This window comes from Hyphomonas sp. CY54-11-8, from assembly GCF_000682735.1.
Classification (GTDB): domain Bacteria; phylum Pseudomonadota; class Alphaproteobacteria; order Caulobacterales; family Hyphomonadaceae; genus Hyphomonas.
The window spans coordinates 274,869-294,697 of sequence record NZ_AWFD01000001.1 but is presented as its reverse complement, the minus strand read 5'-3'; the positions used below and the strand labels follow the sequence as shown (position 1 = coordinate 294,697).

Below are 19,829 nucleotides of genomic sequence, written 5' to 3'. Positions count from 1 at the left end.
GAAATTTACCCATTCGATCCGGTTTCGGAATCCGGGTCGATCATCATGCGCGTGCGGCCATCGCCGCCATCCAATGTGGTGCGCCGGTTCGTGATCTCAAGCTTGAGCACTTCCCCTTCTGCCACATCGCGTCCGCGCATCAGGGCGACGTTGCCCGTCATGGTGATCGTATCGGTGGTGGCGACATAGACCCCCTGGTCGCCCTTCGCCTTCAATTCGGGCGTGACATAGAAGACATCACCTTCGGCCGTCATCGACTCGATCTGGCCGAAACTGCCGCCCACAGTACTGGTTGCACCACCTTCCTTGCTGGCGAAGACCATGGTGACCTGGTCGGCGCGCAGGCGGGCATCGCCCTGCTGGATGTCGACATTGCCGATCAGCAGGACCTTGCGTTCCCGCTCCAGGCTCTCGGTGCGGTCGGAATTGATGTAGATCGGCCCGCCTTCAGACGAGATCTGGGCGTGGGCCGGCGCAGCGAACGCCGCAAACAAGCCCGCCAGCAGGGCGCCGAGAATCCTAGTTCGAGCCATCCGTATCACCTTCACCCGTCGTTTCCGTTTCAGTCGGCGCCTCTTCTGCGGGCGCCGGATATATGACTGTGCGCACATTGCCTGCGCAGACAATGCGGTTGCCGTCTTCCAGAACTTCATACGAGTCGCAGCGGATGTCGCCAAGGGGACCTTTCCCCTGCAGTGGCGACAGGCCCTCGACCCGGCCTTCCCCGACATATACCCGCGCCCCCGTCGACACGAAGGTGTAGCCTGACGCGTCCGTGATGCTGACATCGTCATAAAGTTCCAGAATGCCGGCGGCGCGGTCATACATGCCGGACGGCGCGCTGACCCGGCTGCCGGCCTCGTCAGTGAGGATAGGAGCGACCAGGTCGACCGCCTGGTCTTCCGCGCGGCGGCGGCGCGCGGCATCTGCCGTGATCTGGAAGCTCTGCCCGGTAGAATCCCGCCCTGTGAAGCGCGGGTTCAGCATGGTCACGGACGCATCCTTGGTCACGCTGACCGGCCGGGAATCGCTGGTCAGGGCACTCTTGATGACATGTCCGGCGAAAAACCCGATCGAGACCGCCGCGCAGGCGACGAACAGCATGCGCAGCATCCGCACACGTTCCGACCGCTTGCGGGCCTGCGCCAGCGTCAGCTGGCGGCGCGGGGCCCAGAGCGAGGCGGGATCATGGTGTGTGGCGGCGTCCATGCCGTTGGCGAACCTGTAAGCAACTCAGCTGATTTGTTTAAACGCGATCCTGCCATGACAAAAGCGGCGAAGGCATGACCACCGGTCAGCTATGAGAGAAAATGTCCTGCTCGTCCCAACCAGACAGGTCCAGCCGGGCGCGCATGGGCAGGAAATCGAAGCAGGCCTGCGCCATTTCCAGCCGGCCCTCACGGATCAGCATGGCTTCCAGCCCGGCCTTGATCTGATGCAGGTACAGCACATCGGAGGCGGCATACTGCATCTGCGCGTCGCTGAGCTCCGCGGTGCCCCAGTCGGAGCTTTGCTGCGCCTTGGACAGCTCGACCCCGGCCACTTCGCGGGCGACATCCTTCAGACCGTGGCGGTCTGTGTAGGTGCGGGCCAGTTTCGAGGCGATCTTGGTGCACCAGACCGGCGCGCAGGTGATTCCCATCCAGCGCAGCATCATGGCGATGTCATAGCGGCCGTAGTGGAAGATCTTCACGACCTTCGGATCGGTCAGTAGGGTTTTCAGGTTCGGGCAGTCATAATCCCGGCCAAGCTGCACCAGGTGCGCCGTGCCGTCGCCGGACGACAGCTGGACCAGCGTCAGGTGATCCCGGTGGAGGTTGAGGCCCATGGCCTCGCAGTCGATAGCGACGAGGGGGCCGAAGTCGAGCCCGGTCGGCAGGTCGCCCTTATGGAGTGTGATCCCGTTCATGAACGGGCTCTAGCATGAAAGCGGTTAAGGGCAAGTGTGAGCGCTGCCGCGCGGGCAGGTCTTGGCCTCCCCCACCGAGTGGATAGCCTGTTGGACAAGTCCGCGCCCCGGACCATGAACAATCCAATGAAAACACCATGTACAGGAGCCGGAAATGACCGCTGACCAGCTTGCCGCCCTCGCCGCCTCGATGCCTTTTGCGAAGCTGATCGGCTTTGAAGTGGTCGAGGCCGGAAAGGACAGGATCGTCGCGCGGGCGACCGTCCGGGATGATCTCTGCACCGCCGGCGGCATCGCCCATGGCGGCTTCCTGATGACGCTGGCCGACTGCGCGGGGGCGCTGGGCGCCTTTCTGAACCTGCCGGACGGCGCGAAAACGACCACCACGCCCGAGAGCAAGACGAACCTGATCGCGGCGGCGCCTGCCGGCTCCGTCCTCACCGCGACGGCGACGCCGGTCAGCATCGGCCGCCGCCTTCAGGTCTGGCAGACCCGGATCGAACGCGAGGATGGCAAGCTCGTCGCCCTGACCACCCAGAGCCAGATGAACCTCTAGGCAAACCCCAAGCGGGTTACTGTTCACCGTCAGCCCAGCCCAAAGGGGCTGGGCTGCTTGCGGAAACAGCGGATTCGGGTCAGGCGCCTTCGTAGGCCTCCTCGACCGCATAGACGCCGGACAGCTGCTCGATCAGGCCTGACTGGATCGGTGCGGTCGCTTCGTTGATCGCGGTGACGCCCATGTCGTCACCGACCTGCGTGCGCAGAGGACGCTCGCCCGGCATCTCGACCAGCGCCACAATCCGGTCGGCGACGTTCTGGGCGTCGTTTCCGGAAAGACCTTCCGCGAAAAGCGCCTCGAACATGCCCAGCATCTTGTCCCGCCCCGCGGCATACGGACCGTATGAGTCCAGCGTGACATGTCTGTCCGGGGACGGCGCAGTGCTGACAAGGTCCGTCGCATGACCGCTCGGCTCGACCAGAACCGACTGGATGTTGAACGGGGCGAGCTCGTAGTTCAGGCTTTCCGAATAGGCCTCCATCGCCCATTTCGATGCGCAGTACACCCCGAAATACGGAAGCGCCAGACGCCCGGCGGAGGAGCTGATATTGATCAGCAGCCCTTCCTGGCGTTTGCGCATCGCAGGCAAGGCTGCCTGGCTCATCGTCGCGAGGCCGAACATGTTGACGTCGAAGCACGCCCGGACCTGATCAAGCGAGAAAGCCTCCGTCACGCCCACCGGCATGATGCCGGCATTGTTCACAAGCACGTCCAGCGGGCGTTCCAGTTCGATCTCGGCGGCCACCCGCGTGCAATCATGCTGCGAGGTGACATCGAGCTCCACCACACGCAGGGACTGGCCTGCTTCGGCTGCGGATTTCTGCAGGGCCTGCGCGGCATCGCGGTTCCGGCCGCTGATGTCGCGCATGCCGGCGAACACGTAGTGGCCGCGTGCCGCAAGCGTCTGCGCGGTCAGCAGGCCGATGCCCCGGCTGGCGCCGGTGACAAGGACCGTTTTGGCGGTGAATTGGGTCATGCTTCTACACTCCGGTTTTGAAGACTGATTTGAGAAAGAGGTTGAGGGGGCCGTCATCTCCGGCCGCCTTCATGCGGGTCAGGGCGCCGCTCCAGGCATTGAGGAGCCAGTCGGCGGCTTCTTCCGCGCTCAGATGCGAGAGTCCGATCGCCGACAGGTCTGCTTCCCGCAGGCAGGCAGCGATCTCGGCCGAAAGCCCGGCCCAGTTGTCCTTGAGTTCCGACTGGAATGCCGGAATCTCGTCGGCGAGTTCGGTCGTGAGGTTGCACATCAGGCAGCCCTCACCGAACCCCCTGTGCGCCATATCGGAGCGTGCGCTTTCAAAGAAATTCCTGAGGCGGGCCAGCGGCGCCACGCTCTGGTCGCTCAGAATCTGGCGCGCAAAATCGACCTGCGCTTCGGAATAGCGGTGGGCAACAGCAATGCCGAATGCCTCCTTGCTGTCGAAGTAGTGATAGAAGGAGCCCTTGGCGACGCCGGCTTGCTTCAGCACGTCATTGATGCCGGTTTCGGAGAAACTCTTCTGGCGGAACAATTGCTGGCCGGTCTCGAGAAGTTTCTCCCTCGCGGCATCGTAATTTTCCTGGTTCCTGGTCCGGGCCATCTGGCACCTCCTCTGGCCTGTTGAATTATTATTAGACCGGTCTGTTTTTAATTGCAATCGGCCAGACCGCCAAACCTGATCAACAGAATGTGAGCGCCCGGAAATCCGGCAGATCAGATCACCGGCGGGATCCTAGCAGGAAGCCTGCTGGCGCGGCGGCATGAAGTCCGACTATGTTTGGCGCCGCAACGGGGTGAATCGAACAAGGATCTGAGGCGCGGATGAACCGGAGACAGATGTTGGGGATGGCCAGCGCAATGCTGGCGCTGGGGCCGCAAGCGATGGCACAGGCAAAAGCGAAGGCCGGTGGAATGCCGCTCCTCCTGCCGCCGCGGCTGAAAGCGGGCGACACGGTCGGCCTGATCGAGCCGGCTTCGGCAACGTGGGAGCCCTTCGCCATTCAGCTGATCGAGGAGGCCCTCGGCAATCTCGGCCTGAAGTCGAAACGGGCGCACAACATTCTCGACCGCGACGGCTATTTCGCTGGCGACGACAAGGCCCGCGCGGACGGCGTGAACCAGATGTTCGGCGATCCGGACGTCAATGCCATCATGAGCGTGCGCGGCGGCTGGGGCACGGCGCGGATCCTGCCGCATCTCGACTTCGACCTGATCGGACTGAACCCGAAGGCGCTGATCGGCTATAGCGACATCACCGCGCTTCACCTCGCCATTCAGGCCAAAACGGGGATGGTGACGTTCCATGGCCCGGTCGGCATATCCGCCTGGGGCAAGCAATCGCTGGAGACGTTCAAGCCGCTGCTGTTCGATGCCGCCACACCCGACTATGTCAACCCGGTCGCGACGGAAGACCGGCTTGTCCAGCGGAAATGGCGTACCCAGACGATCACGCCGGGCACAGCGCGCGGGCGCCTGCTGGGCGGGAACCTCACTGTGATGACGGCGCTGGTCGGCACGCCCTACCTGCCCTCTTTCGACGGGGCGATCCTGTTCTTCGAGGATATCGACGAAGCCGTCTACCGCGTGGACCGGATGCTGACCCAGCTTGGCCAGGCGGGCGTTCTGGGCCGCGTTGCCGGGGTGATTGTCGGTAATTGCACCGATTGCAGCCAGGGCAGCAGCATTGGCGGCTTCACCCTGACCGAAGTGCTGGACCACCATCTGAAGCCGCTCGGCGTGCCCGCCTTTACCGGCGCGTTCATCGGCCACCTGACGGACCAGTTCACCGTGCCGGAAGGCGGTCTTGTCGAATTGGATGCGGATACCGGTACGTTCCGCCTTCTCGAACCTGCCGTGCGCTAGAGCGACTTTTTCAGGGCGACCAGCGCGGTGTCCATCGCATTCAGGAAGCGGGAGCGGTCCTGTTTCGTGAAGGGCGCGGCACCCTTGGGCGCGCACTCGCCAAGACCTGCACGGAGGTCTGCATGGATCGCGCGCACGGCGACCGCATTCCCTATTGAGGCATCGGTAAAGGGCTTGCCATTCGGGCCGAGCACACGCGCGCCTTTCTCCAGCGTCCGCTGGGCGAGGAGAATGTCGGCGGTAATGACGAGGCTTGCCGCCCCCGCCTGCTCCGCGATCCAGTCATCGGCGGCATCGAACCCGTCCGTCACGATCTGGCGGGAGATGAGGCGATGTTCCGGGATGCGGATGTAGGAATTCGCGACGATCACCACCGGCACCTCATGGCGCAGGGCGACGCGGTAGACCTCCTCCTTCACCGGGCAGGCGTCGGCATCGACGAGGACTTGCAGTTCGTTCACATCATGCCTCCGTCAATTGGCAGGCCGAAGCGGATGCGGCCGGTCTGCTCCCATGTGGCGGGGACGGTGATGATATGCTGGGTCATGGCCTGGGCATCCCGGAACTGGCGCTGGAGGGGCGAAGTTTTGAACAGGTCCGCGCCGCCGCCAAGCTCATATAGGTTGCGGCAGATGTCTGCGCCGGTACGGGTGACATATGTACAGGCCAGACGGAGGTCGGCGCGGGCTTCGTCCATTTCGTTTGCACGGGCGGCAAGTTCCGGCAGCAGGGCTTTTGCTGCGGCGACGGGGTCTGACTTGTCTGCCTTCTGGCTCATACGCTCCCCTATTGCTCCTTTTTCTCTGAGGCGATCTTCCGGAATGTCGCGCGCGGGCTCAACGGTAAACTAGCGGCTTTCTCTGCTGGAAGCGTATGCCGGCGCGGGCGAGGCGGGCGTGCTGGGCGGGGCCAGCGAGCTCATAGGTCCGCTCCCGAAGGAATTCCATCAGGCCGCGGCGCTTGCCGGCGGCGGCGAGGTCGTCCGGCGACAGCGTCTGCCCGATCTCGACGCGCAGCGACTTGCCCATGCGGCGGCGGACTTCACGGAAGACGAGCGCGAGGCGCAGCTCCAGCGAGAGATGGCTCGCCATCTGGAACAGGCGGGAATTCTGGCCATCGAAAAAGACGGGCGTCACCGAGGCATTTCCATGGGTGATCAGTTTTGCCGTGAAAGGCTTCCACTCATCGTCCACGGCGGTGCGGTCGAACGGGCGCGGCGTGGTGGAGACGCCGCCCGAGGGAAAGACGATGACGCAGCCGCCCGCCTTGATGTGGTCCAGCGCGGCCTTGCGCATGGCGACGTTGGCAGCCATCGCCTCGCGCGTGCCGGAGAAGTCGACGCGGAGCAGATAGTCCCGCGCCTCTGGTACGCCATCGAGCGCGGAGTTTGTCAGCACCCGGAAATCCGGCCGCTGCAGGCTCACCAGCCAGCAGATGATCAGCCCGTCCAGCACGCCGAAAGGATGGTTCGCAACAACGACCAGCGGGCCCTCTTTCGGGATTTCGGCAAGGCGCGAGGCGGAGAACTGGACGTCGAGGTCCAGCAGGCGGATCGCGGCTTCGAAGAAGGGCACGTCATTGGCGAGGTGCTCGCGGTAATGCTGGTAAAGTTTCTTCAGGCGCGGCTGGCCAGAGAAACGTTCCACCACACGCACCAGACGGCGCTTCACCGGGTCCTCGAAATAGGATGCGTAGGAAAGTTCCGGTGAAGGCGCTTCGGCGGGAATCATCGCCTAGTCCTACGCCGTCATACCAGTTCCGAAAAGCGAAGAAGATAGCCGTCCGGATCCTGCACCACGCATTGGCGCACCCGGATCGGTTCATCATCCCGCAGATAGGTCTTTTCTTCGAGATCCATGACCAGCGGCGCACCGGCAGCGAGCGCCGCCTCCCGCAAGGCGGCGGCATCGGCGACTTCGATCTGGAAGTTGACGCCCCGGCCATAGGGCGGCTCCAGCGGCCCGGCGAGCCAGACCCTGCCGACAGGCTCTTCCAGCATCAGCTCTGCCCCATTCCGTTCGATATAGGCGAAGCGTTCTCCGGAGCGCTGATAGACAATGTGGAAGCCCAGGACGCAGCAATAAAAGTCCAGGCTGCGATCGAGGTCTCTGACATAGAGTTCAGGGACAAGCGCGGCTGCCATATCTCACGCCTTCCCGATCTCGGCGAGGTCATAGGGCGTGGACTGATAGACCTGGTTCACCCAGTTGCCGAACAGGAGGTGGGCATGGCTGCGCCAGCGGTTCAGCGGCTTGCGGGTGGGGTCGTCGTCCGGGAAGTAGTTGAACGGGATGGCGATATCGCTGCCGGCGGCGAGGTCGCGTTCATACTCTTCCTTGAGAGAGAAGCTGTCATACTCGACATGGTTGAACATGAAGACGCTGCGGCTGGGGGCGTGCTCCAGCAGGCTCGGCCCGGTGGCCGGGCAGTCGACCAGCAGGTCCAGCTCCGGGCGGGCGGCGACGTCCTCGGCATGCACTTCCGTCCATCGGGAAACCGGGATCAGGAAGTCGTCGGAGAAGCCGTTCAGGTAAGGTGAGGCCGGGGCGAGATTGCGCTGGCGGTAGATGCCGAAGGCCTTCTTGGCCAGCTGGTATTTCGGCAGTTTGTGGAAGTGCCAGGCCGCAGCCATCGCGCCCCAGCAGATGAACAGGTTCGAATGCACATTCGTCCGTGTCCAGTCGAAAATCTGTTTCAGCTCGCCCCAATAGGTGACGTCTTCGAAGTCCAGCTGCTCGACCGGCGCGCCGGTAACGATGAAGCCGTCGAACTTGCGGTCGGCCACCTGCTCCCAGGTTTCATAGAAGCTGATCAGATGGTCTGCAGAGGTATTCTTCGGCGTGTGATTGCCGATGCGGATCAGCGACAGTTCGATCTGCAGGGGCGAGGCGCCCAGCAGGCGGGCGATCTGCGTCTCCGTGCGGACCTTGTTCGGCATCAGGTTCAGGAGGCCGATCTGCAGCGGGCGGATGTCCTGCCGCGCCGCCTCTGACGCGCGCATCACCGCCACGCCTTCTTTGAGAAGCGTGTCACGGGCAGGCAGGGCGTCAGGAATCTTGATCGGCACAGAAGTTACTCTCACTTGGATCGGCCAGCTTAGGACTTGAAAACAAGGGAGAAAAGGGTTCGCGGAACGGGTCTTATTTCCTGCGCGCGGCCCTTTTAGCGACTTGTTTTACGTGGCTGCAAGCCGGCCGGCCAAATCACCACGATAAAGCGCATTTAGCCCCGGACCGCATGCGGGGCAAGGCCTGCATTGCGCTTGTGAGGCAGGCATGGTCTACATGCGCCCCGTGACATCCATCCTCCTGATCAATGGCCACCAGCCTTTCCCGACCTCGCCGGGCAAGCTGAACCAGGCCTTTTGCGACCGCGCGCAGACGCACTTCGAGGCAGACGGCGCGACCGTCCGGCAGGTGCGCACGGCAGAGCCGTGGGACCTGGAGCGTGAAGTCGAAAACCAGCTCTGGGCTGACCTGATCTTCCTGCAATTCCCGCTGAATTCAATGGGCCTGCCCTGGTCGCTGAAGCGGTATCTCGATGAGGTCTATACGGCCGGTATGGACGGGCGCCTTGCCCGCGGCGACGGACGCACGCGGAAAGACCCTTCACAGCAGTATGGCTCCGGCGGAAAACTTGAAGGCAAACGCTACATGTTGTCGGTCACGCTGAATGCGCCCCGTGCGGCATTCAATGATCCGACCCAGACCCTGTTCGCCGGCCGAAGCCTCGATGAACTGCTGGCCCCGGTGCACATCAATTTCGCTTTCTTCGCCTTGTCGCCCCTGCCGACTTTTGCGGCGCACGATGTCAGCAAGGCCCCGCAGATCGCGGCGGACTTCGACCGGTTCGATGCGCACCTGAAAGCACATGCTTCAGATTTCGGAAGTTAGAGTCCCAGCCCCGCGGATGCACAAGATGCGGCAGGCCCAGACATAGAGCAGCTTGCCTGTCTTCTCTCCAGCCGGTCAGGGGGCAAGAGGCCGATTATCATTGGTCTTTCCATCCACGCGCGGCAGCCCTAACGTTGCTTCATCCGCCGGGCAACATGGCGGGTTGGGAGGAAAACATGACGCAGGCTGCAACCGGTCTGCCGGACGTCAATATCGTCGGCCTGTCTGCACCGTTTCGGTGGCTGGCTGGCGGATGGTCGGATTTCCGGAAATCCTTGGGACCGAGTCTTACCTATGGGGCGATCCTTGTCGCGGCGAGCGTCGGCCTGACAGCTGCGCTCTACCAGGCCGGGGCAATCCGGTTCCTTTTCGTGGTGGCGGCCGGCTTCATGCTGGTGGCCCCCATCCTGGCCATGGGCCTGTACCAGACCGGTCGGACACTGGAGCGCGGCGAACGCCCGCGGATGGGCGACATCCTGTTCGTGCGCTCGGCCCTTCGGCAGGACCTGTTCGTCCTCGGCTTCGCACTGTTCCTGGTCTATTCGGTCTGGGTGGAGATGGCGCACCTGGTCTATGGGCTGTCAACGCACAAGTTCCACAAGACGCTGCCGGCACTCGTGGATTTCATGCTGTTCGATCCGGAAGGCCACAACATGGTGATGACCGGCACGATCATCGGTGGTGCCATCGCCTTTCTTGCTTTCTCCCTGATCGTGGTTTCGGCGCCCATGCTGCTGAACACGGAGGCGAACGTGTTCGTCGCAACGCTCACCAGCCTGCGCTCGGTAGCAAGGAATTTTCTGCCGATGCTGCTCTGGGGCATCATCATCGTGGCACTGACTGTATTGGGCATCGCGACAGGCTTTGTCGGCCTGATCGTCACTTTCCCGGTGATCGGCCTCGCCAGCTGGCGGGCATACCGGGACCTTGTCCCATCCTCCGCCGGGGATCTCGCCGCAGCCGGCTAACCCAGTGGGTGCACCAGGCGGGGCAATTGGCGGCCTGGGATGGAGGCGGACTCCGCCGTGCCGCTGCGGACGGCGCCGAGGCCTTCGTAGAAGGCGGCGGCGTCGGGGTCTGAGTCGATCAGAAGGTTCTTCGCGCCATTGTCCCGCGCGACGCGGCAGGCCCAGACATAGAGCAGCTTGCCTGTCCCCTCGCCCAGCCGGTCGGGTTCCACGAACAGCTTTTCCAGCACGGCGTCGTCGCCCTGTTTCGAGAGCTGCACGAGGCCCGCGATGCCGCGCTTGTCCTCGGCCAGCATGATGGCGTCTTCGGCAAGGTCTTCTGGCGTGACGGTCAGCTCCCTTTCGAAGGCCTTCAGCATGTCGCCGGAATAGCCCCAATGCGCCTTTGACCGCAGGCAAAGACCGGACAGGGCGGCGAGTTCATCGGGTTTGGGTTCGCGCAGAATCATGGGGCCAATCTAACGTAATTGTGTTCTGACGCTAGGCGAGGGCTTGCCGGACGGCCCGTTCCCGCCTTCTCTGCCCTGGAGGAGGAAACAAATATGAGCGCAAAGCCTGTCCACACCCGCATCACCGAAATGCTGGGCATCGAGAAACCCATCATCCAGGCCGCCATGGGCTGGATTGCCCGGTCGCATTTGTCCTCCGCCGTATCGAATGCCGGGGGCATGGGCATCATCGAAACCTCCTCCGGGGATCTCGATGCCGTGCGCGAAGAGATCAAGAAGATGAAAACGCTGACGGACAAGCCGTTCGGCGTGAACGTTGCGCAGGCCTTTGTCCGCGATCCGGACATCGTCCAGTTCGTGATCGACCAGGGCATCAAGTTCGTCACCACGTCTGCGGGCGACCCGATGAAATATACCGGCATGCTGAAAGAAGCCGGCCTGACCGTGTTTCACGTCGTGCCGTCGCTGCAGGGCGCGATGCGCGCCATCGAGGCAGGCGTGGACGGGCTGATCGTGGAAGGCGGCGAAGGCGGCGGCTTCAAGAATCCGAAGGATGTCGCTTCCATGGTGCTGATCCCGCAGGTCTGCGAGGCGGTAGACGTGCCGGTGGTCGCCGCCGGCGGCATCATGGACGGGCGGACGATGGCGGCAGCCTTCTGCCTCGGCGCCGAAGGCGTGCTGATGGGCACGCGCATCCTGTCATCTGCTGAAAGCCCGGTGCACCAGAACTGGAAGGACGCGATTGTGGACGCCGATTCCACCGACACGGTGTTCCTCAACCGCTCGGGCCCCGGCCCGGCCCTGCGCGCGCTGCGCACGGAACGGACGAGCCGCATCCAGAAGGAAGGTGTGGAGAATATTTTCGGGGAATTTGCGGGAACGCAGGACGTGTATTTCGGCGGGAACCTTGAGGCAGGGATCGCCCTGACCGGTCAGGTCGCCGGGCGCATCAAGGAGGTGAAGCCCATCGCGCAGATCTTCGAGGAGACGATTGCGGAATACCACCGCGTCGTAGACGCCCTGCCCCGCTGACGGGGCGAGTGCCTACGGGGCCTGCAGGTCGCTGACCCAGTGGATCTCCGGATCCTCCAGTGAATGCATACCCTTCAGCTCAAAGACGTTCCTGTAGCCATAGCCGTAGAGATTGATGAAGGTCGGCACATTTAGGGCCAGCGGCGCACTCTTCAGCATGACGGGAGCGATATCGTCTTCGAAATTGTTGTTGCAGTAGATCAGGATGCGTGTGTCCTTTGACGGGATCACGGCGGCGAGTTTCTCTTCGGTGAAGTCGGAGAAGTTCACATTGATCGCACCTTCGATATGTCCCATCGCATAGGCTTCGGCGCTGCGCGAATCGAGGATGATCGTGTCCGGTTCATCCTTCATCTCGTTGAACTCAACGAGCGGGATGAGGTGCAGCTGGCGATAGGCCGCAACTTCTTCGGAGACGCCAAGGAAGCCGTCATAATCGATGAAGGAGTCTCTTTCCTGCGCATTCGCCGCAAGGCCGCAACCAATGAAGGCCGCAATGGTCAGGAGGCCGATGACTGTGTTCCGCTTCACGCCCATGACGTGTCTCCCAGTTCCTGTTCTGTGAACCATCGCTCGCAATTGAGGCAGGAAAATGGGCATGACAGGCCCCTTGTGGGGAGTTTGGATTGCTTCAGGCCCGCGGATGGGCTGCCGCATGCACCTCGCGCAGGCGGCTGGCATCGACACCGGTATAGACCTGTGTGGTCGAGAGGGATGCGTGACCAAGCAGCGTCTGGATCGCGCGGAGATCTGCCCCAGCGGCGAGGAGATGCGTGGCGAAGGCATGGCGCAAGGCGTGCGGGGTCGCCGTGTCCGGCAGGCCCAGCAGGCCGCGCAGACGCTGCACAAGGCCCTGGATCAGGCGCGGGTTGAGTGCGCCGCCTTTCGCGCCCCGGAACAGGGGCTGCGTCCGCGTCAGGGCATAGGGGCATTGCTCTGCATAGGTATCGATTGCCTGCCGCACCGCCGGAATCAGCGGTACGATCCGCACCTTGCCGCCCTTGCCTGTGATGCGCAGGCGTTCAGGCGCGGGTACGTCCGCACCGGTCAGGCTGAGCGCCTCGGAGATTCGCAGGCCAGCTCCGTACAGCAGCGACAGCACGGCCGCATCGCGCGCATTGATCCAGGGCGCAACATCCGGATCGTCGGCCGCCTCGTCGATCATGTCTTTTGCCGCCTCAGCCGAGACAGGTCGCGGCAGGCGCTTCGGGCGTTTGGGGCCCTGCAAATAGGCGACTTCCGCATTCTCGATGTCGAACGCCCGATTCAGCCAGCGGTACAGCGCCTTGATGGAAGAGAGCAGCCGGGCCACCGAAGCATCCGACAGGCCGTCGCGGCGGCGCTGGGCGATATGGGCACGGATATCGCGCGCTTTCAGCTCCCCCAGCAGCTTCGGAGTCGGCTCTTCTCCCATGTGATGGCGCAGGAAATTGAAGAATTCCGCCAGATCAGAGCGGTAGGCGTCCACCGTCTTGGTCGCCATGCGGCGCTCATGGGCGAGATAATCGACAAAGGCAGGTAGCGTTTCCATCCGGCAATCATTGCAGAGGCCGCTTAACCATGCGTTTCATTGCAGCTGGTCCGGAACTTGCTTTGCCTCCCCGATCTAATGAATGAGGCGGAAACGATGCGTTATCTCGGAATTGACCTTGCCCGGTCAGTAGCAATCTTCTTCGTGATGATGGGCCATGCGATGGCCGCAGCGCGGATTGGACACGGTATTCCCGGAATCGATGCGCTCCGCATCTTCCTTTCCATCTCCGCACCGGTGTTCTTCTGCCTGTTCGGAACGATGCTTCAGCTGGTCTATACCCGCAAATACGCCTCCGGCCTTGAAACGGAAACGACCCAGCGCCTGTGGACCCGCGCCCTTCAGTGCTGGATCCTTTACGCCTTTACCTGCGCCGTTTTCTGCCTGGCGAACGGTTATTCTCTGGCTTACTTCGTCCGCTGCAGCCTGTTCATGGGCGACACCCCTTATACCGACATTCTGCGCTTCTACGCCGCCCAGCTGTTCCTGGCACCGCTGCTGGTACGGACCAGCGCCCGCATCGGCCTCTGGCCGCTTGTCCTGACGGTCGCGGTCATTCACGCATCCTTCCCTTTCATCTCGCAACTCGGACCGATTGGCACTTTCCCGGGCGCCGAAAGCATTTCGTCCTTCGTCTATGGCGGTAACCTGTTCACGCACACCGGCCCTTCGGTGATCCACGGACTGGGCTTTGTTGTCGCCGGCATGGTCATCGGCAAAGTCATGCAGGCTCGCCCTGGAAAAGAAGCCCTTCTGTCTGGCCCGGGCTGGCGTGTGCGCACCGCCTATGTGGCTCTGGCTCTGGTTTGCCTCGGCTGGATGGTGTTTGCCGGCTACAACATGGCAGATCCGCAAACCCGGACCTTCCTGCGTAATGCCAATCACCCGCTTTACCTGCTGACGGGTGTGGCTGCGACGGTCCTGTTTATCGACGTGTTCGGCATAATCCGCAGCGTTGCGAAGACGGCCCGGGACTCCATCTGGATGATCTTCGGCCGCACCAGCCTGTTCACCTTCGCCTATGGCAATGCCTATCTCTACATCGTGGCGCTGAAGGGCGACGCGCCAGGACCTGCCTTCACACAGTTCTTCGTCTCGATGGTCGTCATCCTGCTGATGTCTTATGGCTACTCCCGGTTCCGGGACATGAAGGCCTTGAAATCAGACCATTGGATGGCGCGTACCTACCGTTGGATTGTTGATGACAGCACTCCGCAAATTGTGCGGTTCCTGACCGGGCCGATCCTGCATCACGATACAAAGTCCAGCCAGCTGCCGACGATGGGGCGCTAGGGCGGGTTGCCCTCCCAGTCGACAATCCAGTCTTCCGGGTCCTCGTCAAAGACCGTGTCTTCCGACACGGTCCGGCCCCGGACGGAATTGCCGGTTGTGTGGACACGGTTGCGGTCCCCGCAGACGAGGTAGTGCCAGTCCGGCAAATCCTTGCCTTCCAGCACGAGGCGGTAGGCACAGGTCTGCGGCATCCATTTGATCTCGGCCACATTCTGGGGGGTCAGGATCACGCAATCCTCGACGATCTTCTTGCGATTCTCATAGTCGATGCAGGCACAGGCCTGCCCGTCGAGCAGCCTGCAATGCAGCTTCGTATAGGCGATCTCGCCTGTGTCCTCGTCCTCCAGTTTCAGCAGGCAGCATTTGGCGCAGCCGTCGCAGAGCGATTCCCACTCCTCGCGTGACATCTGATCCAGCGTTTTCTGTTTCCAGAACGGTTCGCTCATGCCTGCGCGGCCGACCATTGCGGCGTTTTCTCGATCAGTGCCGTGGCGAACCAGCAGCTGGATGAGACTGTCTCGCCGCTGGCGATGATATCGGCCATGGCCGCCTCGACGAGCCGCTTGCCGAGACCCCGGCCGCCCAGCGGGCCAGGCACGATCGTGTGCGTGATGTGCACATGGCCGGCGCGGGGGCGCTCATAGGTGAGATAGGCTTCGATGCCATTCTCGAAAAATGAGTAGCGCATCATGTTTTGGTCGTGGGTGATCTCGCTCATGCCAGAACGTCCTGCCATTCCTTGTGTTTCTCGATCTGCGCCTTCGCAAAGGGGCAGAGGGGGATGATTTTCAGGCCCGCCGCCCGGGCGTCTTCCACCGCGCGCTGCACCAGTGCCACGCCGACACCGCGCCCGCCAAGCGCTTTCGGCACCCCCGTATGGTCGATGATGATGCGGGACGTGCCGGCCTTGGAATAGGTCATTTCAGCTTCATGGCCGTCCACGACAGTGACATAGCGCCCGCCGGTTTTGCCGTCTTCCTTCCGGATATCGAAGGCTTCCATGACTGTCTCCTGCTCTGCCTCCCCTATCTGGGCGGCGGAAACCTTCCACGCAAGCGAAAGCCGCCCGGGATCTCCGGACGGCTTGCTGAAAACCGGATTGGCTTACGAAACCTTTTTCACGGCATCCTTCGCATCGCCGACTTTATCGCGGACTTCGCCTTCGGCCTTGTCCATCTTGCCTTTCATTTCGAGGCTTTTGTCGCCGACGGCCTTACCGGCAGCTTCCTTGAGCGTACCTTCAGCCTTCTTGGTGGCGCTTTTCACATGTTCCTTATCCATTGTGCGTCTCCTTTCGTCTGCCGCATTTGTGCGGTCACTCAATCAACGTGCGAGGGCGGGAAAAGGTCCGAGATTCTTTCAGACAGCGGGAAGGACCTGCGCCGCCCTCTTCTCAATGCGCGCGCGCGAGGCTAGGCCAGCAGTCGATGACCCGCCTGCTGACTCAGCCCGAAATCGACTGGAAGGACGACGGTACGCCGGTCGCCCGGGCAGCCGGCGATGTCTATTTCACCGCCGGGGACGGATTGGGTGAAACGCGCGCCGTTTTCCTCGCCGGCTGCAATCTGCCAGAGGCCTGGAGCGGGCGGGAAACTTTCACAATCGCCGAAACCGGTTTCGGAACCGGGCTGAACTTCCTCGCATCGTGGGATCTCTGGCGCGAAACCCGGCCCTCCCCGACCGCATTCCTGCATTTTGTCAGCTATGAGGGCTTCCCGCTGGCTCGCGAGGACGCTGCACGGGCCCTATCGGCCTGGCCGGAGCTGGCGGACCTGTCGGAGCGGCTGATTGCGGTCTGGCCGGGTCCTGTACGCGGCGTCCGCCACTTCATCTGGCCGGAAGACGGCGTGACGCTTACCCTCCACCTCGCTGATATCGCTGAGTCTTTGCCGGACAGCATTTACCATGCCGATGCCTGGTTTCTCGACGGGTTCAGCCCGGCGAAGAATCAGGCGATGTGGGCGCCAGACCTGTTCAAATGGATAAGTGAACGCAGCGTACCGGGTACACCGGCCGCAACCTTCACGGTCGCAGGCGCCGTGCGCCGCGGGTTGGCCGAGGCCGGCTTTTCCGTGGCCAAAGCACCCGGTCATGGCCGCAAAAGAGAGCGCTTGGAAGCCCGTCTTGCGACGCCGCCCAGCCCAGAGCCCGATGTTTACGGCCTCAGCCGTCCCCTGCCCCGCGCGAACCGCGTCGCCATTCTCGGCGCCGGCATCGCCGGGGCAAGCGCGGCCCATGCGCTGGCGCAACTCGGAGCAGACCCGGTGATTTTTGACCCCGAAGACGGCCCGGCCAGCGGCGGCAGCGGCAATCCGATGGGCCTCGTCATGCCCCGGCTCGATGCCGGTGACACGGCGCAGGCCCGGCTGCTGGTCGATGCCTACCTCGCCGCGCGGCACATGTATGCCGGACGGCCGGGTGTCACGGAAACGAACGTCCGGCAGGTTCCGAAAGATGACGCAGAAACTGCCCGGTTCGAAAAATTGCTGGCCGACCCACCCTTGCCGCTGGAAGACTTGGAAGCGCTTTCCGGCGGCGGCGTCCTCCACAAGCGCGCCCTGATCGTGGAGCCGGCAAAACTCATCCCTTCCCTGCTCGAGGGCGTTGAACAACACTATGGCGCCGCACCGGAGGTCGATCTGGCGGCCCGGACCGTGAATGGCGCCGCGTTCGATGCGATCATCCTCGCCAATGGCATGGCAGCGGGCGGCATGCTGCCGTGGCTGGGCCTTGAGGCGCGCATGGGCCAGGTCGATTTCACCGAAGGCCCTGCCGATGTGCCGCCGTTTGCCATGGCAAGCGGCACCTATGCCCTTGCGCTCGGCCAGAAACGGCTCTGGGGCGCGACCTTCGACAAGGTTGCGCCGGATACGTTGCCCTTTACGTCAGATGCTGCGCGTGAAGAGAATTTAAAAGGCGTCGAAACGCTCTCTCCCTATTGGATCCGGGATACCGCAAACGCAGATATCGTCTCACGCGCCAGCCTGCGGGCGACCACTTCGGACCGCCTGCCACTGATCGGCGCAGTGCCCGATCACGATGCCTTCCTCGAAACCTTCGCCGGAATGCGGAAGGGGCGCCCGGCAGATGCGGACGCCCCTTTACTGGAACGTGTTTTCATTTCGTCAGGCTTTGGCGCCCGCGGGTTCACCTGGGGGCCTTGGGCCGGGTCTGTGCTCGCCGCCCGCCTCTGCGGCGCACCTGCCCCGGCCAGCCGGTCCGCACTGGAAGCGATTGCCCCGACGCGGCTGCTGCTGCGGGCGTTAAAGCGAGGTCGCACCTAGCGCATCGGCCGTGCGGATAACCGCCAGGCGCAGGCCGCCATCTTCATGCGGGGTGAAAGACAATTCCAGCCCCGCCATTTCGAAGGCCATATGGCCTTGCATCATTGAAAACCCGACCATGGCCACCACGACAATCAGTGTAATCGCGAAAATCAGCCAGTTGCTGGTCAGATAGGTCCCCTTACTCATTGTTCCGTTCCTTTACCGGAGTCTGTCAGTTAGTATTTCCGCCGTTATTTATTTTTGTACGGATCAGTTATTGCCCTGTTCGAGGTCACGGAATTCCTTGCGCAGGCGCCACTCATCCGAGGTGACCTTGCGCTCGATATTCCGAAGACGTTCGTCCATGTCCATGAAGGTGTATTTGAGATTGCCAAAGGTGACGCGCGGCCGGTCTGAAACGTTGCGCCAGAAAGCGTCTTCATCAGGAGAGACCGACGCCAGACCAAAAGGGCGGCGCGGCGTGATCATCCAGATGGTGACGTACGCGATCAGGGCGAGCGGCCCCATCACGAAGAAGAAGGCAAGCACGGCCAGGACGCGGACCAGGACAGGTTCCCAGCCGAAGCGTTCGGCAAGGCCGCCGCAAACACCGGCGATGACCTTGTCTTCGCGGGAGCGGTAAAAGCGCTTGGGATTGGGGGAGCCATAAATCCGGTCTTCGCCGTGAACGGCATCGCGGTATGGGCGGGAGTGGCGGGACATCTATTTATTCCTCAGTCGTCAAAAGTGGGGCGGGAGCGGCGGGGCGGCGAACGGTGTTCCTCCGCCTCCCCTGCTTCGAGCAGGCGTTCGAGCGTTTCGATCCGGCGCTCCATCGCTTTGGCGGAGCGCCAGAGATCTTCCATCATCCGCTCATCGTCCGGCATCAGGGTTTTCTGTTTCCGCCACTGGGTAATGTAGTGGAACATGACGGCGGGAAAGCCGATGAAAATGATGCTGACGATGGCAATGGCGAATACTTCTTCGGGCATCAGGCGGCCTCATTTTTCTTGGCGCGGCGGTCTTCAAGTTCCATGGCCACCAGGCCAGGCGTGCAAACCACCGTCAGGAAGCCGGCGAGGCAGGCGAGCGAAAACAGCATGTGATCAGCCCTCCGACTTCTTGGCGGACGACTTGGAACGCTTCGCCTTCAGGGCGGCGAGTTCCTTCTCGATGCTTTCGTCCTGCTCAAGGGCAGCGAACTGGGCTTCGAGCGTCGGCTCCGAGCCGCGGATCTGGTCGGCATAGGCTTCCATCTCGTCGACCTTGCGCTCGATATTGCCATAGCGGGCAAGCGCTTCGTCGACCCGGCCGTCATAGACCTGGCTGCGCATGCGGATCCGCTGTTCGGCAGCTTCGCGGCGCATCATCAGGGCACGATGCTTTGCCTTGGCTTCGTCGAGCTTGGCCTGAAGTTTCGCCAGGTCGTCCTGGCGCTTTTCGAAGGCTTCCTCGGCAGCGGCCATCGCGTTCTTGCGGCGGTCGATTTCGGCTTCGGCCTTCTGCTTGGCGATCAGGGCGCCGCGGGCAAGGTCTTCACGGCCCTTGTCAATGGCGAGCTCGGCCTTGTTGGCCCAGTCGTCACGCACGGTGGTGAAGTGGGCGACGTCACGTTCCATTTCCTTCTTGTCGGCCATGGCACGGGCAGCCGCGGTGCGGACCTCGACCAGCGTGTCTTCCATTTCCTGAATGATCAGGCGCGCGATTTTTTCGGGGTTCTCGGCATTGTCGAGCATCGAGTTGATGTTCGAGTTGATGATGTCACCGAGGCGGGAGAACAGACCCATTGTGGTGTCCTTTCGTGTCAGGGGAGGATTAGAAGAAGAAACCGCCGAGGAAGACGCCCGCGGCAAAGAACATCCAGGTCTCTGCGGAACGGGTCGACAGCCACCGGCCAAAACGGCCTGTGTCCGATCGGGCTTCTGAGCGGGTGTAACGGTCTTCCATGTTTTGTTTCGTCCTTCTGGTTTCGAGCAACGCCCGTCGCTCTGAGCTCTTCCCACATTTCAAGGACCGTGCCAGACCAAAATTAATTTTGTAACTTCTTGTTTTTAATAGATAAAAAAGTTTTCCGGGCCTTAACACGC

The 19,829-nt window shown here is 62.5% G+C and carries 29 protein-coding genes and 1 riboswitch; of the genes, 7 read left to right on the top strand and 22 right to left on the bottom strand.

Annotation, left to right across the window (positions count from 1 at the left end):
* Positions 1–5: 5 nt before the first annotated feature.
* The 3 genes from HY17_RS01590 to HY17_RS01580 all read right to left on the bottom strand — a co-directional run bounded on the left by HY17_RS01590 (position 6) and on the right by HY17_RS01580 (position 1,909).
* Complete coding sequence (locus HY17_RS01590) at positions 6–533, bottom strand: LptA/OstA family protein (protein WP_034761492.1); 528 nt, start codon at positions 531–533, stop codon at positions 6–8.
* Entirely contained in the window at positions 520–1,209 is a 690-nt protein-coding gene (gene lptC, locus HY17_RS01585; protein ID WP_051599515.1) for an LPS export ABC transporter periplasmic protein LptC, read from the bottom strand. The genes HY17_RS01590 and lptC overlap by 14 nt, the downstream gene beginning before the upstream one ends.
* Positions 1,210–1,294: 85 nt before the next feature.
* The gene (locus HY17_RS01580; protein WP_034761489.1) at positions 1,295–1,909 is read right to left on the bottom strand and encodes a ribonuclease D; all 615 of its coding nucleotides are present in this window, start codon (positions 1,907–1,909) and stop codon (positions 1,295–1,297) included.
* Between the two features lie 154 nt (positions 1,910–2,063).
* Between HY17_RS01580 and HY17_RS01575 the strand changes: the two genes are divergently transcribed.
* Complete coding sequence (locus tag HY17_RS01575) at positions 2,064–2,465, top strand: PaaI family thioesterase (RefSeq protein WP_034761485.1); 402 nt, start codon at positions 2,064–2,066, stop codon at positions 2,463–2,465.
* Positions 2,466–2,544: 79 nt separating this feature from the next.
* Here the strand turns inward: HY17_RS01575 and HY17_RS01570 are convergent, their stop codons facing one another.
* Complete coding sequence (locus tag HY17_RS01570) at positions 2,545–3,444, bottom strand: SDR family oxidoreductase (RefSeq protein ID WP_034761475.1); 900 nt, start codon at positions 3,442–3,444, stop codon at positions 2,545–2,547.
* Between the two features lie 4 nt (positions 3,445–3,448).
* Positions 3,449–4,048: a TetR/AcrR family transcriptional regulator gene (locus HY17_RS01565; protein WP_034761473.1), complete on the bottom strand. Its 600-nt coding sequence runs from the start codon at positions 4,046–4,048 to the stop codon at positions 3,449–3,451.
* A gap of 245 nt (positions 4,049–4,293) precedes the next feature.
* Here HY17_RS01565 and HY17_RS01560 point away from each other — a divergent pair, with 245 nt between their 5' ends.
* Positions 4,294–5,310 (top strand): LD-carboxypeptidase, encoded by a 1,017-nt coding sequence (locus HY17_RS01560; protein ID WP_233348569.1) that lies wholly within the window; start codon positions 4,294–4,296, stop codon positions 5,308–5,310.
* On the opposite strand, the gene HY17_RS01555 is transcribed toward HY17_RS01560, so the two are convergent.
* From HY17_RS01555 to metA, 5 genes are read right to left on the bottom strand one after another with little or no spacing between them, the layout of a single operon-like run.
* On the bottom strand, positions 5,307–5,762 hold the full coding sequence (locus HY17_RS01555) for a YaiI/YqxD family protein (protein WP_034762369.1): 456 nt from the start codon (positions 5,760–5,762) through the stop codon (positions 5,307–5,309). The two genes, HY17_RS01560 and HY17_RS01555, sit on opposite strands and share 4 nt — an antisense overlap.
* 5 nt (positions 5,763–5,767) lie before the next feature.
* Positions 5,768–6,088 (bottom strand): acyl-CoA dehydrogenase family protein, encoded by a 321-nt coding sequence (locus HY17_RS01550; RefSeq protein WP_034761471.1) that lies wholly within the window; start codon positions 6,086–6,088, stop codon positions 5,768–5,770.
* Between the two features lie 58 nt (positions 6,089–6,146).
* On the bottom strand, positions 6,147–7,040 hold the full coding sequence (locus HY17_RS01545; protein WP_051599514.1) for a lysophospholipid acyltransferase family protein: 894 nt from the start codon (positions 7,038–7,040) through the stop codon (positions 6,147–6,149).
* Positions 7,041–7,057: 17 nt separating this feature from the next.
* Positions 7,058–7,453, bottom strand: a complete 396-nt coding sequence (locus HY17_RS01540; protein WP_034761468.1) for a VOC family protein — start codon at positions 7,451–7,453, stop codon at positions 7,058–7,060.
* Between the two features lie 3 nt (positions 7,454–7,456).
* Positions 7,457–8,377 (bottom strand): homoserine O-succinyltransferase, encoded by a 921-nt coding sequence (gene metA, locus HY17_RS01535; RefSeq protein ID WP_034761466.1) that lies wholly within the window; start codon positions 8,375–8,377, stop codon positions 7,457–7,459.
* A gap of 74 nt (positions 8,378–8,451) precedes the next feature.
* Positions 8,452–8,530: riboswitch (SAM riboswitch) on the bottom strand.
* Between the two features lie 55 nt (positions 8,531–8,585).
* On the opposite strand from metA, the gene HY17_RS01530 reads away from it, so the two are divergent.
* Both HY17_RS01530 and HY17_RS01525 read left to right on the top strand, forming a co-directional pair.
* Positions 8,586–9,203, top strand: a complete 618-nt coding sequence (locus HY17_RS01530) for an NAD(P)H-dependent oxidoreductase (protein WP_233348566.1) — start codon at positions 8,586–8,588, stop codon at positions 9,201–9,203.
* Between the two features lie 176 nt (positions 9,204–9,379).
* Entirely contained in the window at positions 9,380–10,171 is a 792-nt protein-coding gene (locus HY17_RS01525) for a DUF2189 domain-containing protein (RefSeq protein WP_034761464.1), read from the top strand.
* Here HY17_RS01525 and HY17_RS01520 read toward each other — a convergent pair.
* Positions 10,168–10,620 (bottom strand): GNAT family N-acetyltransferase, encoded by a 453-nt coding sequence (locus HY17_RS01520; RefSeq protein ID WP_034761462.1) that lies wholly within the window; start codon positions 10,618–10,620, stop codon positions 10,168–10,170. The two genes, HY17_RS01525 and HY17_RS01520, sit on opposite strands and share 4 nt — an antisense overlap.
* Positions 10,621–10,713: 93 nt before the next feature.
* On the opposite strand from HY17_RS01520, the gene HY17_RS01515 reads away from it, so the two are divergent.
* Positions 10,714–11,652, top strand: coding sequence for a nitronate monooxygenase family protein (locus tag HY17_RS01515; RefSeq protein WP_034761461.1), 939 nt, complete (start codon positions 10,714–10,716; stop codon positions 11,650–11,652).
* Positions 11,653–11,664: 12 nt separating this feature from the next.
* Here HY17_RS01515 and HY17_RS01510 read toward each other — a convergent pair whose 3' ends face one another.
* Positions 11,665–12,189 carry a rhodanese-like domain-containing protein gene (locus HY17_RS01510; RefSeq protein WP_051599513.1) on the bottom strand — a complete coding sequence of 175 codons (525 nt, stop codon included), beginning with the start codon at positions 12,187–12,189 and terminating at the stop codon, positions 11,665–11,667.
* Between the two features lie 94 nt (positions 12,190–12,283).
* Positions 12,284–13,183 (bottom strand): tyrosine recombinase XerC, encoded by a 900-nt coding sequence (locus tag HY17_RS01505; RefSeq protein WP_034761459.1) that lies wholly within the window; start codon positions 13,181–13,183, stop codon positions 12,284–12,286.
* A 96-nt stretch (positions 13,184–13,279) separates the two neighbouring features.
* Between HY17_RS01505 and HY17_RS01500 the strand changes: the two genes are divergently transcribed.
* Positions 13,280–14,476: an acyltransferase family protein gene (locus HY17_RS01500; protein ID WP_175354398.1), complete on the top strand. Its 1,197-nt coding sequence runs from the start codon at positions 13,280–13,282 to the stop codon at positions 14,474–14,476.
* Here the strand turns inward: HY17_RS01500 and HY17_RS01495 are convergent.
* The 4 genes from HY17_RS01495 to HY17_RS19800 all read right to left on the bottom strand — a co-directional run bounded on the left by HY17_RS01495 (position 14,473) and on the right by HY17_RS19800 (position 15,757).
* On the bottom strand, positions 14,473–14,922 hold the full coding sequence (locus tag HY17_RS01495; RefSeq protein ID WP_034762356.1) for a YcgN family cysteine cluster protein: 450 nt from the start codon (positions 14,920–14,922) through the stop codon (positions 14,473–14,475). The two genes, HY17_RS01500 and HY17_RS01495, sit on opposite strands and share 4 nt — an antisense overlap.
* Positions 14,919–15,194, bottom strand: coding sequence for a GNAT family N-acetyltransferase (locus HY17_RS01490; protein ID WP_034761454.1), 276 nt, complete (start codon positions 15,192–15,194; stop codon positions 14,919–14,921). Before HY17_RS01490 ends, HY17_RS01495 begins: the two co-directional genes overlap by 4 nt.
* Positions 15,191–15,478, bottom strand: coding sequence for a GNAT family N-acetyltransferase (locus HY17_RS01485; protein WP_034761451.1), 288 nt, complete (start codon positions 15,476–15,478; stop codon positions 15,191–15,193). The genes HY17_RS01490 and HY17_RS01485 overlap by 4 nt, the downstream gene beginning before the upstream one ends.
* A gap of 102 nt (positions 15,479–15,580) precedes the next feature.
* The gene (locus tag HY17_RS19800; RefSeq protein ID WP_065382698.1) at positions 15,581–15,757 is read right to left on the bottom strand and encodes a CsbD family protein; all 177 of its coding nucleotides are present in this window, start codon (positions 15,755–15,757) and stop codon (positions 15,581–15,583) included.
* Positions 15,758–15,903: 146 nt separating this feature from the next.
* Here HY17_RS19800 and mnmC point away from each other — a divergent pair, with 146 nt between their 5' ends.
* Positions 15,904–17,760, top strand: coding sequence for an FAD-dependent 5-carboxymethylaminomethyl-2-thiouridine(34) oxidoreductase MnmC (mnmC, locus tag HY17_RS01480; protein ID WP_034761449.1), 1,857 nt, complete (start codon positions 15,904–15,906; stop codon positions 17,758–17,760).
* On the opposite strand, the gene HY17_RS01475 is transcribed toward mnmC, so the two are convergent.
* From HY17_RS01475 to HY17_RS20610, 5 genes are all read right to left on the bottom strand, one after another.
* Positions 17,740–17,949: a hypothetical protein gene (locus HY17_RS01475; RefSeq protein ID WP_034761447.1), complete on the bottom strand. Its 210-nt coding sequence runs from the start codon at positions 17,947–17,949 to the stop codon at positions 17,740–17,742. The genes mnmC and HY17_RS01475 overlap by 21 nt on opposite strands.
* A 63-nt stretch (positions 17,950–18,012) precedes the next feature.
* The gene (gene pspC, locus HY17_RS01470) at positions 18,013–18,465 is read right to left on the bottom strand and encodes an envelope stress response membrane protein PspC (RefSeq protein WP_051599512.1); all 453 of its coding nucleotides are present in this window, start codon (positions 18,463–18,465) and stop codon (positions 18,013–18,015) included.
* Between the two features lie 11 nt (positions 18,466–18,476).
* The gene (pspB, locus tag HY17_RS01465) at positions 18,477–18,734 is read right to left on the bottom strand and encodes an envelope stress response membrane protein PspB (RefSeq protein WP_034761446.1); all 258 of its coding nucleotides are present in this window, start codon (positions 18,732–18,734) and stop codon (positions 18,477–18,479) included.
* 114 nt (positions 18,735–18,848) lie between these two features.
* Positions 18,849–19,529, bottom strand: a complete 681-nt coding sequence (gene pspA, locus HY17_RS01460; protein WP_034761444.1) for a phage shock protein PspA — start codon at positions 19,527–19,529, stop codon at positions 18,849–18,851.
* 28 nt (positions 19,530–19,557) lie between these two features.
* Entirely contained in the window at positions 19,558–19,689 is a 132-nt protein-coding gene (locus HY17_RS20610) for a hypothetical protein (protein ID WP_255342720.1), read from the bottom strand.
* Positions 19,690–19,829 lie beyond the last annotated feature (140 nt).

Coding starts and splice junctions, on each gene's coding strand:
- pspA (WP_034761444.1), bottom strand. CDS start 19,529: ATGGGTCTGTTCTCCCGCCTCGGTGACATCATCAACTCGAACATCAAC.
- HY17_RS01530 (WP_233348566.1), top strand. CDS start 8,586: ATGGTCTACATGCGCCCCGTGACATCCATCCTCCTGATCAATGGCCAC.
- lptC (WP_051599515.1), bottom strand. CDS start 1,209: ATGGACGCCGCCACACACCATGATCCCGCCTCGCTCTGGGCCCCGCGC.
- HY17_RS01560 (WP_233348569.1), top strand. CDS start 4,294: ATGGCCAGCGCAATGCTGGCGCTGGGGCCGCAAGCGATGGCACAGGCA.
- HY17_RS01495 (WP_034762356.1), bottom strand. CDS start 14,922: ATGAGCGAACCGTTCTGGAAACAGAAAACGCTGGATCAGATGTCACGC.
- HY17_RS01505 (WP_034761459.1), bottom strand. CDS start 13,183: ATGGAAACGCTACCTGCCTTTGTCGATTATCTCGCCCATGAGCGCCGC.
- HY17_RS01565 (WP_034761473.1), bottom strand. CDS start 4,048: ATGGCCCGGACCAGGAACCAGGAAAATTACGATGCCGCGAGGGAGAAA.
- HY17_RS19800 (WP_065382698.1), bottom strand. CDS start 15,757: ATGGATAAGGAACATGTGAAAAGCGCCACCAAGAAGGCTGAAGGTACG.
- HY17_RS01550 (WP_034761471.1), bottom strand. CDS start 6,088: ATGAGCCAGAAGGCAGACAAGTCAGACCCCGTCGCCGCAGCAAAAGCC.
- pspB (WP_034761446.1), bottom strand. CDS start 18,734: ATGCCCGAAGAAGTATTCGCCATTGCCATCGTCAGCATCATTTTCATC.
- HY17_RS01540 (WP_034761468.1), bottom strand. CDS start 7,453: ATGGCAGCCGCGCTTGTCCCTGAACTCTATGTCAGAGACCTCGATCGC.
- HY17_RS01575 (WP_034761485.1), top strand. CDS start 2,064: ATGACCGCTGACCAGCTTGCCGCCCTCGCCGCCTCGATGCCTTTTGCG.
- mnmC (WP_034761449.1), top strand. CDS start 15,904: ATGACCCGCCTGCTGACTCAGCCCGAAATCGACTGGAAGGACGACGGT.
- HY17_RS01485 (WP_034761451.1), bottom strand. CDS start 15,478: ATGGAAGCCTTCGATATCCGGAAGGAAGACGGCAAAACCGGCGGGCGC.
- HY17_RS01490 (WP_034761454.1), bottom strand. CDS start 15,194: ATGAGCGAGATCACCCACGACCAAAACATGATGCGCTACTCATTTTTC.
- HY17_RS01525 (WP_034761464.1), top strand. CDS start 9,380: ATGACGCAGGCTGCAACCGGTCTGCCGGACGTCAATATCGTCGGCCTG.
- HY17_RS01515 (WP_034761461.1), top strand. CDS start 10,714: ATGAGCGCAAAGCCTGTCCACACCCGCATCACCGAAATGCTGGGCATC.
- HY17_RS01545 (WP_051599514.1), bottom strand. CDS start 7,040: ATGATTCCCGCCGAAGCGCCTTCACCGGAACTTTCCTACGCATCCTAT.
- HY17_RS01570 (WP_034761475.1), bottom strand. CDS start 3,444: ATGACCCAATTCACCGCCAAAACGGTCCTTGTCACCGGCGCCAGCCGG.
- HY17_RS01590 (WP_034761492.1), bottom strand. CDS start 533: ATGGCTCGAACTAGGATTCTCGGCGCCCTGCTGGCGGGCTTGTTTGCG.
- HY17_RS20610 (WP_255342720.1), bottom strand. CDS start 19,689: ATGGAAGACCGTTACACCCGCTCAGAAGCCCGATCGGACACAGGCCGT.
- HY17_RS01510 (WP_051599513.1), bottom strand. CDS start 12,189: ATGGGCGTGAAGCGGAACACAGTCATCGGCCTCCTGACCATTGCGGCC.
- HY17_RS01580 (WP_034761489.1), bottom strand. CDS start 1,909: ATGAACGGGATCACACTCCATAAGGGCGACCTGCCGACCGGGCTCGAC.
- pspC (WP_051599512.1), bottom strand. CDS start 18,465: ATGTCCCGCCACTCCCGCCCATACCGCGATGCCGTTCACGGCGAAGAC.
- HY17_RS01475 (WP_034761447.1), bottom strand. CDS start 17,949: ATGAGTAAGGGGACCTATCTGACCAGCAACTGGCTGATTTTCGCGATT.
- HY17_RS01520 (WP_034761462.1), bottom strand. CDS start 10,620: ATGATTCTGCGCGAACCCAAACCCGATGAACTCGCCGCCCTGTCCGGT.
- HY17_RS01500 (WP_175354398.1), top strand. CDS start 13,280: ATGCGTTATCTCGGAATTGACCTTGCCCGGTCAGTAGCAATCTTCTTC.